The sequence below is a fragment of the Massilia aquatica genome (assembly GCF_011682045.1).
In the GTDB taxonomy this organism is placed as follows: Bacteria; Pseudomonadota; Gammaproteobacteria; order Burkholderiales; family Burkholderiaceae_D; genus Telluria_A; species Telluria_A aquatica.
This window is the reverse complement of the sequence record NZ_VVIW01000005.1, coordinates 242521-257249: the sequence shown is the minus strand read 5'-3', so window position 1 is coordinate 257249 and position 14729 is coordinate 242521. Positions and strand designations below refer to the sequence as shown.

The window sequence follows — 14729 nt, the reverse complement described above, 5'->3', positions numbered from 1 at the left end:
GCCTGTAGTATCTAGTCGCCCTTGCGCGGCGCGGTGGCGGCCGCATCGGTAACGATGCGGTTATGTTCCTTGATATACGCGTCGGTGGCGCTGCGCCACGCGCCAAAGTCGGCCAGCACCAGCTTGGCCGAGACCTTGGCGTTTTCGGCGATGCCGGCATACACGCCTTCCAGGTGCAGGCGCGACTGCTCGGCTTCGTCCTTGGTCAGCAGGTCGGCGATGTCCTTGGGAATGCGCTTGGTCAGCGGGCTCGATTCATTCAGGTTACGCACGAACCCGTTGTAGCAATCCTGCCACGCGGCAACCTTGGCCGAGACGCTCTCGATCTCATCGTTCTGCTTCGACATGGCCGGAATGCGCGGCGCCGGACAGCGGAACTCGCCCGCGCTGAGCTCGGCGCCATCGTATTTGCCGATCCAGTAATCGAGCTCGGCGCGGCGCGCGTCGCGCTTTTTCATCATCTCGAGCGAAGCGGCGGCGGTCTTGTTGCCTTTGGCTGCGGACTTCTTGAACCAGGTTTCCGCCTTGGCCAGGTCGACCGTGCCCGCCTCGCCATAAAAATACATCTCGCCCATATGCAACTGAGCTTCGGCATTGCCGCCATTGGCCAGCTTGGTATAGAGCTGCAGCGCTTGCGGATAAGACTTTTTCGCGAACAGGGCGTTGGCATCGGCCAGCTCGTCCGCGTGCACCACGCCGCCCAGCATCAATGCCAGGCAGAACAGGGTTTTCTTCATTGCAGGTCTCACGATGGGGTGTCCGGAATGCCATCATAACCGGATTGGCCCGGCTCGACAGGGAAGCGGCTTTGCCGTAAAGTATCATTTTTTGCAACATTTATCGTTACTTATGAGTAAGCGTATCAACCGCGCTGCGCGCGCCAGCAAGCTGTCCCACCTTTCCATCCAGCGCGGCTAGGACGCCCCATGCGACGTTTTGAATTTTGCGAAGGCGCTTCCAACAAATTCTGGGAAGTCGAACAGCGTGGATGCGAGCTGCATCTCTGCTACGGCAAGCTTGGCACGGCCGGACAACGACAAACCAAGTCGCACGCGGACGATGCCAGGGCGGTGGCGGCGATGGACAAGCTGATACGCGAAAAAACCGGCAAGGGCTACGTTGAAGCCGGCGCTACCCCGCCACCTGCCGCCGCACCGGCAGTCGCGCCGGCGGCCCCGGTCCCTCGCGCACCCGCCGTCTCCCGCCAGAACAGCGTGGCGCCATGGCTGGCGCTCGGTTCGCTGGTCGACATAGCGCCCGAACTGGCGGCGCTGGCGATGCCATCGCGCCGTTTTCCCGGCGAAGCGCGCAGCATCGATGCCGACGCATGCTGGAACGACTTCAAGCTGCTCACCCGCGAAAGCAGGTTCAGTGCGCAGCTCTCCGATCCCGTCTACCGCGCTGCCGTGGCCGAAACCATCGAGCGCATCGCCCAGGACCGGCGGCGCGGCTCGCCAATGTCGGACGCCATCTTCATGCTGCTTGAATCGACAATCGTGCCCGCCATCGACGACGTCAACCACAGGGCCTTCACCGACTTCCTGGTGGCCGACCGCGGCTTGCCCTACGCCGTCGCAATCTATCTGCAGCGGCTGGGAATGATCCTCGAACAGGGCCGTGAGAACTCCGGCCTGGCGTACTCCATCAGCGCCGACATCGACAATAGCGGCTACAGCTGGCTCCACACCTATCGCGAGGGCGACCTGCTGCTGCGCGAGCACCTGGCGCGGGCAAGCGAGAATGAATGGAACGAGTGCGTGCGCCTGATGCGGCAGGGGGCGCCATCGCTGCCGGAATGGCGCCGTCCCCTGCTGCCGATCCTGGTGCCCGAGGAGCCGGACCTGGCCAATGAACTGATCCTGGCAGCGCAGACGCCACCCGGCCAGCCGCCTGCCCCGTGGTTCGAACCCTATGAATGGTTCAAGGCCTACGCCACATCGGATGCCGCCATCAAGGCGCTGAGCCGCTGGCCCAAGGCGGCAAACTGCGGCGAGTTCAATATCGGCAGGTCGGCAAGGAACGTGGCCACCGTGGTGTGCGACCGTGGCGCCGACGCGGTCGCGCTGCTCGCGCCGCATGCCCTGTTCGACGAAACCTCGGACGGCCTCAGTTGCATCGGCACGCTCGACGCGCTCACGGCGCTGGCGCTGTCTTCCAGCCGTTTCGAGGTGGCGGCCATGCGCTGGCCGCAGGCGGCAATGGCCGTACTGGGCGAACTGATTGCCAAAGACGGCTGCGGGCCGCGCTATGCACGCTGCGCGCTGGCCGAGGTCATTGCCGCCAACGCCCACATGGTCCCCGCGTTCAAGCCATGGGTGTCGCCGGGTGCGTGGAAGGTACTCTCCAGCGCCGCCGCGCGCTACCTCGGCGTGCCCGACATCGCCGACCTGGCCGACCTGCCGCCCGTGCTGGTCAACCCGCCCTGGAAGAACCCATCGAAGAAAGCGACATCCGCAGCGGCGCTGGCGCTGGACCCGCTGCCCCTGGCGCCACTCGAACGCTGGAGCGCGCAGCAGCGCGAGCAACTCGGCCGGGATATCCACTACTTTCACTACCACGGCCCGCAAACGCCGTTCACCAATGACGCAATCGCGGCCGGCGACGCCGATGCGCTGATCGCGGCATGGCGCGCCTGCACCGGGGACTATCAACCGCCGGTGGAAGGCGCGCGCCTGATTGCGGCGCTGCCGGCGCCGCTGAACGCCCAGGTCTGGAACGCGCTGGCCGCGAGCGGCATCAACCACGCCGGCAGCGCCATCGCCGCCGTGGGCCTGGCCGGCTTGCCCGGACTGGCCGCCATGATCGAACAGCGGCCGGAAGATGGCGTGGACTACGCGCTGCACTTCGGCGCGGTCGAGCTGGCGGCGCCGGTGGCGCGCGCCTACGCCATGCCCAAGCCGGCAAAGATGATCGCCAGCGCGCGCAGCTGGCTGCTGCGCAATCCCGAACATGCCGCCTGCGGCCTGACCGCCGCCGCCCTGGGCGAGCCGGGCGCGCCGCGCGACCAGGCGCGCCAGGCCCTGCGCATGCTGGCCGGCGCCGGCCATGACGGCGTGCTGATGGAGGTCGCCGCGCGCTACGGCGACCCCGCCGCTACCTGCGCCATGCGCGCCATGCTCGATGAAGATCCGCTCACGCTGTATCCGCCCAAGATTGGCAAAATGCCGTACTTCTGGGACCCGCTCGGATGGACCCGCCCACGGCTGGCCAGCAACGGCAAGGCGCTGCCCGACGCCGTGCTCGACGACATCGGCGTCATGCTGCGCTTTCCGCACACCGACCGTATTTACGCCGGCGTGACCCAGCTCAAACAGGCGTGCACACCGGATTCGCTGGCCGATTTCGCCTGGGAGCTGTTCCGCGCCTGGGCCGAACGTGGCGGCGAAACCAAGGAAAACTGGGCGTTTTACGCACTTGGCCTGCTGGGCAATGACGACAGCGCGCGCAAGCTCACGCCGCTGGTGCGTTCCTGGCCGGGCGAAAAACTCAACGCGCGCGCCCTGGTCGGTGTCGACGTGCTGGCCATGATCGGCAGCGACACCGCCCTCATGCTCCTGCACGCAATCGCCAGCAAGGTCAAGTTTTACGCTCTCCAGTCTCACGCCAACGACAAGATCGAGCAGATCGCCCAGGCACTCGAACTCAGTTTCGAGGAACTGGAAGACCGCCTGGCTCCCGACCTGGGCCTCGATGAACACGGCGAAATGACGCTCGACTTCGGCCCGCGCCAGTTCCGCGTCGGCTTCGACGAGGCGCTCAAGCCTTACGTGCGCGAGGCGCTTGGCGCGCGCCTGGACGATCTGCCAAAACCGAAGAAAACCGATGACGCCGCACTGGCGGCGGCCGCCGTGGAGTCCTACAAACTGCTCAAGAAAGATGCGCGCACCGTCGCCGCCCAGCAGTTGCGGCGACTGGAACAGGCGATGTGCCGGCGGCGGCGCTGGACAGCGCAAAATTTCCGGGACTTCCTGGCTGGCCACCCACTGCTGCGCCACCTGGTCCAGCGCCTGGTCTGGGGCGCCTACGGCGGCGACGGCCAGCTGCTGTCCAGCTTCCGCGTGGCGCCCGACGGCGGCTACACCGATCATGCGGACGACCCTTTTACGCCGGCGCCGGGCGAGGATATCTGGATCGGCATCCCGCACCCGGTGGAGCTCGACCCGGCCCTCATCGCCGCCTTTGCCCAGCTGTTCGCCGACTACGAACTGCTGCAGCCGTTCGCCCAGCTCGCGCGCGATACACACGCGCTGACCGAGGCTGAAAGCGGCAGCAAAGCACTGACGCGCTGGAACGGCGCCGTGGTCAGCGCCGGCCGCCTGCTCGGACTGGTCGACCGTGGCTGGCACCGCGAGATCGGCAGCGGCGGCGAAACGGTCAGGTTTTCCCGGTGGTTCGGCCAGAACAAGCTGGCGCACCTGCTCATCGCACCGGGCCTGATGGCGGGCTTGATCGGGGCCGACAATGAACACAAGCTGGTCAAACTGGTCCTCGATCACATCGGCCAGGAAGACGATGCGCGCCTGGGCGCAATCGACCCGATCGATGTCAGCGAATTTATCCGGGACATGGAGCAATTGTGCGCGTGACGCATGCCGGCCGGGTGGCCGCTCGGGCACAGTGAACCGATGCGGGACAAGACGTTTTGAGGCGCCCGGACAGGCGCATGGCACAACATATGAATGGACAGACAATGCGGCGATTTGAATTGAGTGACGGCGTTTCCAGCAAGTTCTGGGAAGTCGACCACACGGGAAGCGAACTGCACATCGGCTTCGGCAAAATCGGCACGGCCGGACAGCGCCAGTGCAAGAGCTTCGCCAACGAGGGCGCGGCGGCGGCGGCGATGGAAAAGCTGATCCGCGAAAAAACCGCGAAGGGCTATGCCGAAAGCGGCGCCGCAGCGGCAATCGTGGCCGCACCCGCCGCCACCGCCGCACCCGAGCCGGCAGCTCCTGCCGCCACCCCGCTGGCGATAGCGGGGGCCACTCCACCCTGGCTCGACGCCGATCCGCTGGTCCAGCTGTCGCCGGAACTGGCCGAACATGCCCTGCCCTCGCGCCGCCACCCCGGTCCGCCGCCCAGCACCAACGGCAAAGTGCGCTGGGCGCAGTACCTCAAGCGTGTGCGCGAGCATTGTCCTTTACGGGCGCGCGTCGACGGCGCCCCCGATGACCCAGGCGTCATCGAAGCCATTACCCGCATTTCCCAGGGCGAGCGGCATGGCTCGCCGGAGTCCGACGCCATCTTGCTGGCGACTGAAAGCATCAACGAAGAAGACGAACCGGCTTCCGACGGCTGTCCCTTCCTCGATGTGCTGGTCGCCGACAAGGGCTTGCTGTACGCCTTCGATGTCGTGCTGATGACGCAACGGATATGGATCCATCCGGATTACGACAACGACGACAGCGTGTACACGGCCAAGGAGGTGAGTTTCGGTGTCCATGGCCTTTTTGATGGCACCGCACTGGCCCTGCGCGCCCATCTCGCGCATGCCCCGCAAGCGCTGTGGGAACAATGCGTGCAGCGCGCGCGCGCGGCAGCGGCGACGCTGCATACCAGCGCCCGTCCGCTGCTGGCCGCACTGCTGCCCGACGCGCCGGAACTGGCCAACGAACTGGCGCTGATGCTGGAGCCGGAGATGGACGAGCAGGGACTGCCGAAGTGGAACAGCAACTACGCATGGCTGGTCGTGTACGCCACTTCGCCCGAGGCAAAGCAGGCGCTGCGCCTGTGGCCGAGCGGCGCGGGCCTGTGGCGCGACGACTTTCACCGTTCCCTGCCCGGCCTGGCCACGGCACTCCAGGATCGCGGCGCCGCGGCGATCGATGCGATCATGGGCGGCAACTGGTCCGACAAGACGCCGCAGGCGCTGGGCTGTATCGGCACGCCGGACGCCATCGCCGCCCTCGCAGAGCGCCACTATTACGATTGGCAGTTCGAGTACCTGGTCGACGCAGTCGAGCGCTGGCCCGACGCCGCCATGGCGGGACTGAGCCAGGTGATCGCATCAAGCAAGCAAGGCCCGGATGGCGCCCGCAAGCTGCTTGCCGCTACGGTCGCCAAGCATGCGCACCGGGTTCCCGCGCTCGCGCCGTGGATGACGGCGCCAGCCTGGAAGGTGCTGTCGGTCGCCGCCGCGCAGTACATCACGGTGCGCGATTGCGCCGATACCAGCGACCTGCCGCCGGTACTGGCCGCCCCGCCCTGGGCTGCGCCAGCCGCGCGCGACACCTCCAATTGCGCAATCATGCCACTGGATCAGGGGCCGCTGCGGAATTTTCCTGCCAAAATAGGCAAGCTACCCAAGTTCTGCACACCACTGCTGTGGAGCCGTCCGCTGCTGGCCGCCAACGGCAAGGCGCTGCCCGATGCGGCGATGGATGCCGTCGCCATCATGCTGCGCTTCCCGCACGCCGATGGCGTGTACGAAGGCATCAACCAGCTCAAACAAGCGTGCACGCCGGCGTCGCTGTCCGATTTCGCCTGGGATCTGTACTTCGCCTGGGTGGACGATGGCGCCAAGGCCAAGGAAAACTGGGCTTTTTACGCGCTTGGCCTGCTCGGCGACGACGATACCGCGCGCAGGCTCACGTCCTTGTTGCGGGCCTGGCCCGGTGAAGGCCTGCACGCGCGCGCCGTCACGGGCCTGGACGTGCTGGCGCTGATGGGCAGCGACACCGCCCTGATGCTGCTCAACGGGATCGCCCTCAAGCTCAAGTTCAAGCCGCTCCAGGACCGCGCGCAGGAGAAAATCAAGGCGATCGCCGCAGCGCGCGGCTTGAGCAGCGAGGAACTGGAAGACCGTATCGCGCCCGACCTGGGTCTCGATGAACAAGGCGCCCTGCTGCTCGACTTCGGCCCGCGCCAGTTTCGCGTCCGCTTCGACGAAACGCTCAAGCCCTTCGTCAGGGATGATAGCGGCGCGCGCCTGGCGGACCTGCCCAAGCCAAAGAAGACCGACGACGCAGCCTTGTCAAAGCAGGCGGTGGAGCGCTTCAAACTGCTCAAGAAGGACGCGCGCACCATCGCCGCGCAGCAGGTGCTGCGGCTGGAGCTGGCCATGTGCGCGCAGCGGCGCTGGACGGCGCAGGTGTTCAAGGACTGCATGGTCACGCACCCGCTGGTACGGCACCTGGCGCAGCGTCTGGTGTGGGGGGTGTACGATGCCGACGGCCGCTTGCAGGCCTGCTTTCGCGTGACGCCCGAAGGCGCCTTCAGCGACGCGGCCGATGACGCTTTCGCGCTGCCGCAAGGAGAAGGCGCCGTGATCGGCATTCCGCATGCGCTCGACCTTTCAGTGGAAGACGCCAGCGCCTTCAGCCAGCTGTTCGCCGATTACGAACTACTTCAGCCGTTCGTCCAGATCGGGCGCGCCACGCATACCCTCGACGCAGGCGAAGAGGCGTACCACGCGCTCGGCCGCTGGAACGGCGAAGTGGTGCCGACCGGGCGCCTGCTTGGCCTGCTGAACCAGGGATGGCGGCTCGGCGACACGCACGACAGCGCCATGATCTGGGACCTGCTCAAGGTACTTGGCGACGGTTACACCGCAACGCTGGACATGGAGCCCGGCATCCGCGCCGGCTCGTCGTACGAATTCGAGGAACAGACACTCGGGTCGGTCTGCATCGGGCGCGGCGGCCCGAAGGAGATCCGCGAGAGCGTCCCTTTGTCATCCCTCGGGGCGGCGACAGTCAGCGAGCTGATTGCCGATATGAACAAACTGTGCGCTTGAACAGCCACCTATCAGAACAAGACCAACAATGAATCATGCCCACTCGCGCGACAACGCAAGCGGCGCCGTCGCGCCCTGGCTCGCCATCGGCCCGCTGGTCGATATTCCCGCCGCACTGGCGGCCGAAGCACTGCCCTCGCGCCGTTTTCCCGGCCCGGCGCCGCGCCCAGACACCGGCGCGATCTGGGACCGCTTCATCGCGGCGGCGCGCCAGCACTGCGCGCTGGACCCGGCCGGCTCGGACGACCAACAGCTCGTGGGCGAGGCGGCCGCGCGCATCGCCAGCGGCGATGCGCGCGGTTCGCCGGCCTGCGATGCGGTGCTGCTGGCGGTCGAACGCCATCTGGATTTTCCTTACCTGCCTTTGACCAGTGGCGCCTCGCTGATCGACGTGCTGGCCGCCGAGCGCGGCCTGCCGCATGCGCTCGAAGCACTGATCGGCATGGAATGCACCGCCGTTGAGTCGACCAGGGCTGGCTATGGCGTGCGCGCCGCCTCCGATCTGCGCGGCTTCCTGCGCAACGACATCTACCACCCGACTGAGATGACGCTGCGCAGCTACCTCGCGCTGGCGCCCGACGACGTCTGGGAAGAATGCGTGCGCATCGCCCATGCCGCAATCGAACGCCTGTACACCTGCCGCCGCCCGCTGCTGGCGGCCTTGTTGCCCGACGCGCCGCATATCGCCGACGCCATCGCCCTGACGCTGCAGCCGCCGCCAAGCTACTATGGCCTCGACTGGCTGTCGCAATACGGATGGCTGCTTGCCTATGCCAGGTCGCCGGAAGCGATGAAAGCGATCCGCCGGTGGCGCAGCACATGCCACGCCGCCGATCACGAGTTTGGCCGCTCGCAGCAAGCGCTGGTGACGATCGTGTGCGATCGCGGCGTCGATGCGGTCGACGCCCTGAAGTACGGAGCACTGGACGAAGAAGCGGCCGCCACGGCGCTGGCCTGCATCGGCACCACCGAGTCGCTGACCGTACTGGCGCTGGCGTGCGACCATGGCGAGGCCCAGTGCGCACGCTTTGCACTGGCGGCCGAACGCTGGCCGCAGGCCGCCATTGCGGTGCTGAGCGAATTGATCGGCAGGGACCACTGCGGCCCGGCGCGCGCACGCCGCTTCCTGGCCGCGCTGCTGGCGCAGCATGCCGCCAGCGTGCCGGCATACCAGCCGTGGCTCTCGCCGCGCGCATGGAAAGTGCTGTCCAACGCCGCCGCGCACTACCTCACCGTGCGCGATGTCGCGGCCGCAGCCGACCTGCCGCCCATCCTGGCCAATCCGCCCTGGACGGCGGCAAAGAAGAAAGCCGTGCCGGCACTGACGCTGGCGCCCTTGCCGCTGGCCCCAAGCATGCACTGGAGCGAAGAAGAACGTGCCCGCCTGCGCAAGCAGCCACGCTACACGGTCAGCTCTTACAAGAGCGAGCCGGACCCGCAGGTGTCGGCAGAGGTCACCGCCCACGCCGGGGCAGCGGCCATCATCGACGCCTGGCTGGCCTGTCTTGCCGGCGGCAAGCACCTCAACGACGCCGCGCGCATGATCGCCGACCTGCCTGCGCCGCTCAACGCGCAGGTCTGGAACGCCGTCGCGCAGGTCGAGGTCAATCTGCCCGGCTACGCGATTGCCACACTCGGCCTGGAAGGGTTGCCCGGCCTGGTGAACATGATCGAACGGCGCCCTGCGCAAGACCTGGCGTACGCACGCCACTTCGGCGCGGTCGAACTGGCGGCCCCGGTGGCGCGCGCGTGGATCACCTTGAAAAACAAGGAACTGCGTGCATGCGCTGGCGAGTGGCTGCTGGCGAACCCGGAACATGCCGCCTGCGGCCTGATTGCGCCGGCACTCGGCAAATCAGGCGGGGCGCGCGAACAGGCACGCGCCGCGCTGCGGCTGCTGGGCGCGGCGGGCCACCGGCCGCTGCTGCTCGATGTCGCCGAGCGCTATGGCCAGGATGCCGTGACGGGCGCCCTGCGCGCCATGCTCGATGAAGATCCGCTCGACCTGCACCCGGCCAAAATTGCCGGCCTGCCGCCGTTCTGGACACCGCACCTGTGGGCCCGGCCTCTCCTGGCCGCAAGCGGCAAGGCGCTGCCCGAGGCCACGCTCGATACCATCGGCGACATGCTGCGCTTTCCGCACGCCGACGGTATCTATGCCGGCGTCGCCCAGCTCAAAGACGTATGCACGCCCGATTCGCTGGCCGATTTCGCCTGGGAGTTGTTCCGCGCCTGGGTCGAAGACGGCGCGCAGCCGAAGGAAAACTGGGCCTTCTTCGCGCTCGGCCTGATCGGCAACGACAATAGCGCGCGCATGCTCACGCCCCTGCTGCGCGCCTGGCCCGGCGAAAGCCTCAGCGCGCGCGCCATCGCCGGCCTGGATGTACTGGCACTGATCGGCAGCGATACCGCCCTGATGCTGCTCAATGGGATCGCCCAAAAGGTCAAGTTCAAGGCGCTGCAGGACCGCGCACGCGACAAGATCGCCGCCATCGCCGGGGCGCGCGGCTTGAGCGTTGAGGAACTGGAAGACCGCCTGGCGCCCGACCTGGACCTCGACGAACAAGGCACGCTGCTGCTCGACTTCGGCCCGCGCCAGTTCCGCGTCGGTTTCGACGAAACGCTCAAGCCCTGCGTGCGCGACAGCGCCGGCACGCGCCTGCCGGATCTGCCCAAGCCGAAAAAGAGCGACGACCCGGTCTTGTCGGCGGTGGCGGTAAAGCGCTACACGCTGCTCAAGAAAGACGCGCGCTCCATCGCCGCGCAGCAGGTGCTGCGGCTGGAAATGGCGATGTGCGCGCAGCGGCGCTGGCAGCGGCAGCTCTTCATCGACTTCCTGGCACACCACCCGCTGCTGCGCCATCTGGTGCAGCGCCTGGTCTGGGGCCTGTACAGCGTCGACGGCAATGCGCTGCTGGCGTGCTTCCGGGTCGCGTCCGACGGCACTTTCACCACGGCGGCCGACGATGCTGTCGACCTGCCGCCGGACGACGCGGCGCGGATCGGCATCGTGCATGCGCTCGGCCTGCCCGCAGCCGATGCGCACGCCTTCGCCCGCCTGTTCGCCGACTACGAACTGCTGCAACCGTTCGCGCAGATCGGGCGCGACACCTACCGGCTGGAGGACGCCGAAGCGGGCCGCGAATCCGTGACGCGCTGGAATGGCAAGGTCGTGCCGAGCGGGCGCGTCATGGGTATGGTGAACCAGGGCTGGCGCCGGGGACCGGTGCGCGACGGCGGCAGCATCTGGACCTTCACCAAGGCGCTGGCTGCCGCCCATCTGGCCGAACTGCACATCACGCCGGGCCTGGTCGCCGGGAACACCGGCGAACACCCCGAGCAGACCGTGGGCGAGGTGAGGGTCGGACGCAGCGACGACTGGGGCGGCATCGGCCAGCCGCTTGCACTGTCCGCGCTCGACCCGGTGGTGGTCAGTGAGCTGATACGCGACATGAACAATCTGTGCGCCTGAAACGGCGCTGACACACACTCATTTTCAGGACACATCATGCAGCACTCCGAACCGACCAGCGGCAGCCCCGCCAACGTAGCGCCGCTATCCGGCGCTGTCGCCCCCTGGCTTGCCTGCGGACCCGTGCTCGATGTGCCGGCGGCGATGGCGGCACTGGCCATGCCTTCACGCCGCTTTCCCGGCACGCCTGCCTGCGCCGACCCAGACCGCGCCTGGGAGCTGTTCCTCACGCATGCGCGCGCCGCGCGCAAACCCGAATTCGACCGATGCGAGCCCGAGTTCGTCGCCGCAGCCAGGCAGGCCGATGCGCGCGTCGAACAAGGCGTGCGCGCCGGCTCGCTCTTGTCCGACGCGGTCATGCTGGGAATGTCGACGCTGTTCGAAGACCGGCTTGCGCGGTCGGACGGATCTCCCTTTGTCGACTTTCTGGTCGCCGAACGCGGCTTGCCGTATGCGCTCGAAGTCTTGCTCACCGGCGTGGAAAAAATGCGCATCGATGTCGACGACAAGCGCCTCGGCCAGCCATGGTGCGTCGGCGCCGCAGGACAACAGTGGCAGTTTTCGCGCCACCGTGGCAGCTTTTCGATGGCCGAACTGGCGTATCGCGGCCACCTTGCACACGCCAGCGACGACATATGGATGCAATGTGTGCAAGCGATCCGCAACTGTCTCGAACGCGTGCCGCCCCATCGCCAGGTGCTACTCGCCTTGCTGCTGCCCGACGTTCCGGAGGTCTCGGACGCGCTGGTCATGGAACGCGAATACGACCTGCGCAGCTTCGACTTCTGGCTCAACCTCACTGTCAGCGCGCCCGTCAGGGAACAGACGCTGGCCTTGAGAGCGCGCATGATGGCCATGCTGCCCGGCTCACTCGGCGGTGAATGCCAGTACCATTCGGAGCCTTTCGCAGTGGCCACGCTACTGCAGGAGTATGGGGCCGATGCCGTCGCGCTGCTGGCACCCGGTGTGACAGTCAGGGTCACGGACGAGGCCCTGCTGTGCATCGGCACCCCCGAGGCGGTGGCCGCGCTGGCGCGCGGCCTGACCGGTAAATACAACAAGGCAGCCGTGCTTGACCGTTTGAGAGCTGCGGTAAGCCGCTGGCCATATGCGGCGCTTGCCGGCCTGGCAGAACTGAGCGCCACCGACGGTCCCATCCCGCTTGCGGGACGTTCGCTGCTCGCAACGCTGGTGTCGGAACACGCCGCTCAACTGCCCGCCTTCAAACCGTGGATCTCGGAGCAGGCGGCGGCGGTGCTGGACGACTTTGCGGCAAGGTTCGCGCTCGCCGGCCAGATCGCAGACCCAGCAGACCTGCCGCCCGTGCTGGCCAATCCGCCATGGCTCAAGCCGCGCAAGAAAACCCTCGCCGCGCTGGCGCTCGCGCCGCTGCCGCTGACGCCGGCCGAACATTGGACCGCCGACCAACGCGAAGACATGCGCAGCGAAGAGCGCTACAGTGCATATCCATGGAATGCGCGCCGGTTCGCCGCCCCTGAACAGGCAGCGGCGGCGATCGAGGCGGGGGACCTGGATGCGCTGCTGGCGATCTGGCAGGCGTGTGTCGGTGATGGCCATTACCTGGGCGGCTGCGTGCACGCCATTGTCGACATGCCCGAACCGTACAACGCGGCTGTGTGGAACGCGCTCGCGCAGCACCCGATCAATTCGCCCGGCTACGCGGTGGCGACCCTGGGCCTGCGTGGACTGCCGGGCCTGGTGGCCATGTGCGAGCGGCGCCCGGCCGACGATCTGGTCTACGCACAATACATCGCCGCCATCGAACTGGCAGCGCCGGTGGCGCGCGCCCTGGCCACCCTGAAGACCTACACCGTGCGCGCCGCTGGCTGCTGGCCTACCCCGAACACGCGGCCTGCGGCCTGCTCGCGCCGGCACTGGGCAAGGCTGGCAGAGCGCGCGAATATGCCGCTGCCGCCTTGCGCATGATGGCCGGCGCCGGCCATGAAGCACTGCTGATCGAGGTGGCTGCCCGCTACCAGCAGCCGGCGGTGCTGGTAGCCCTGCGTGCCATGCTCAACCAGGACCCGCTCGACCTGTTCCCCGCCAAGTTCGGGGCCGCGCCCGCGTTCTGGACGCCGCACAGCTGGACCCGCCCGCGCTTGGCCAGCAACGGCAAGGCGCTGCCCGACGCGGCACTCGACGCGCTCGGCGCCATGCTGCGATTTCCGCAAACCGAAGGCGTGTACGCAGGCCTTGACCAGGTGCGCCAGGCCTGCACCCCCGCTTGCCTGACCGCGTTCGCCTGGGAGCTGTTCTGCGAGTGGCAGGAAGACGGCATGGACTCGAAAGAAAACTGGGTGTTCAACGCGTTGCGCGTGTTCGGTGACGACGATGTCGCGCGCAAACTGACCGCGCTGATCCGCAGCTGGCCGGGCGCGGGCCAGCATGCGCGCGCGGTGGCGGGACTCGACGTGCTGGCGGCGATCGGCACCGACACCGCCATGCTGCTGCTCAACGGGATCGCCCATCGGGTCAAGTTCAAGGGCCTGCAGGAAAGCGCGCGCGAAAAGATCAGGCAGATCGCCGAGGCACGCAACATGACGGCCGAGGAACTGGAAGACCGCATCGTTCCCGATCTCGGACTCGACGACGATGGCGCGCTGCTGCTCGACTTCGGTCCGCGCCAGTTCAGGGTCGGTTTCGATGAAACGCTCAAGCCGTATGTGCGCGACCAGGACGGGGCACGCCTGGCCGAGCTGCCCAAACCGAAGCCAGGCGATGACGCCGAACTGGCGCGCGCCGCCGCCGAGCGCTACAAGCTGCTCAAGAAAGACGCGCGTGCCATCGCGGCGCAGCAGGTGCTGCGCCTGGAGGTCGCCATGTGCGCGCGGCGCCGCTGGCAGACGGTGGTTTTCAACACCTTCCTGGCCGGTCATCCGCTGGTGCGCCATCTGGTACAGCGGCTGGTATGGGGCGTCTATGTCGATGGGCGCCTTGAGAGCTGCGTCCGGGTCGACCCCGATGGGGGCTTTACCAACGCCGGCGACGATGCGTACGCGCTCGGGACCGGCGACGATGTCCGCATCGGCGTCGTGCATTTGCTTGAGATGCCGGCCGCCGACGTGGCGGCCTTTGGCCAGTTGTTCGCCGACTATGAGCTGATGCAGCCGTTTGCCCAGCTCGGGCGCGACACGTATGCCTTGACGTCCGCCGAACTGGCGTCGGACCGCTTACAGCGCTGGGATGGCGTGGTGGTCCCGACAGGCAGGGTGCTTGGCCTGACCAACCGGGGCTGGCGCCGCGGCCGCACGCAGGAGCACAGCTACGCCTGGGAATTCACCAAGGCGTGCGACGATGGACGCCTGGTCGAACTGAGCATCACTCCTGGCATCATGCTCACCCTGACGGATGAACATGACGAGCAAACCCTCAAGCAGGTATCGTTCGGCAGCACGGGCAGGCATGGCCGGGTCGACAAGAGTGCGCCGCTAGCGGCGCTCGACCCGATCGCGGCCAGTGAACTGATACGCGACCTGCAATGGCTGGGCGCCTGACACAATG

The 14729-nt window shown here is 67.3% G+C and carries 6 protein-coding genes; 5 read left to right on the top strand and 1 reads right to left on the bottom strand.

Annotated elements, in window-relative coordinates:
* Positions 1 to 11 precede the first annotated feature (11 nt).
* A complete protein-coding gene (locus F1609_RS11730; RefSeq protein ID WP_167076614.1) occupies positions 12 to 737 on the bottom strand; it encodes a tetratricopeptide repeat protein in 726 nt (241 codons plus the stop codon).
* Positions 738 to 926: 189 nt separating this feature from the next.
* On the opposite strand from F1609_RS11730, the gene F1609_RS11725 reads away from it, so the two are divergent.
* From F1609_RS11725 to F1609_RS11705, 5 genes are all read left to right on the top strand, one after another.
* Entirely contained in the window at positions 927 to 4586 is a 3660-nt protein-coding gene (locus F1609_RS11725; RefSeq protein ID WP_167076613.1) for a DUF4132 domain-containing protein, read from the top strand.
* A gap of 104 nt (positions 4587 to 4690) precedes the next feature.
* A complete protein-coding gene (locus F1609_RS11720) occupies positions 4691 to 7735 on the top strand; it encodes a DUF4132 domain-containing protein (protein ID WP_167076612.1) in 3045 nt (1014 codons plus the stop codon).
* Positions 7736 to 7763: 28 nt separating this feature from the next.
* Positions 7764 to 11207, top strand: a complete 3444-nt coding sequence (locus F1609_RS11715; RefSeq protein WP_167076611.1) for a DUF4132 domain-containing protein — start codon at positions 7764 to 7766, stop codon at positions 11205 to 11207.
* A 36-nt stretch (positions 11208 to 11243) separates the two neighbouring features.
* Entirely contained in the window at positions 11244 to 13154 is a 1911-nt protein-coding gene (locus F1609_RS11710; RefSeq protein ID WP_167076610.1) for a hypothetical protein, read from the top strand.
* On the top strand, positions 13151 to 14722 hold the full coding sequence (locus F1609_RS11705) for a DUF4132 domain-containing protein (protein ID WP_167076609.1): 1572 nt from the start codon (positions 13151 to 13153) through the stop codon (positions 14720 to 14722). Before F1609_RS11710 ends, F1609_RS11705 begins: the two co-directional genes overlap by 4 nt.
* The last annotated feature ends 7 nt before the right edge of the window (positions 14723 to 14729 follow it).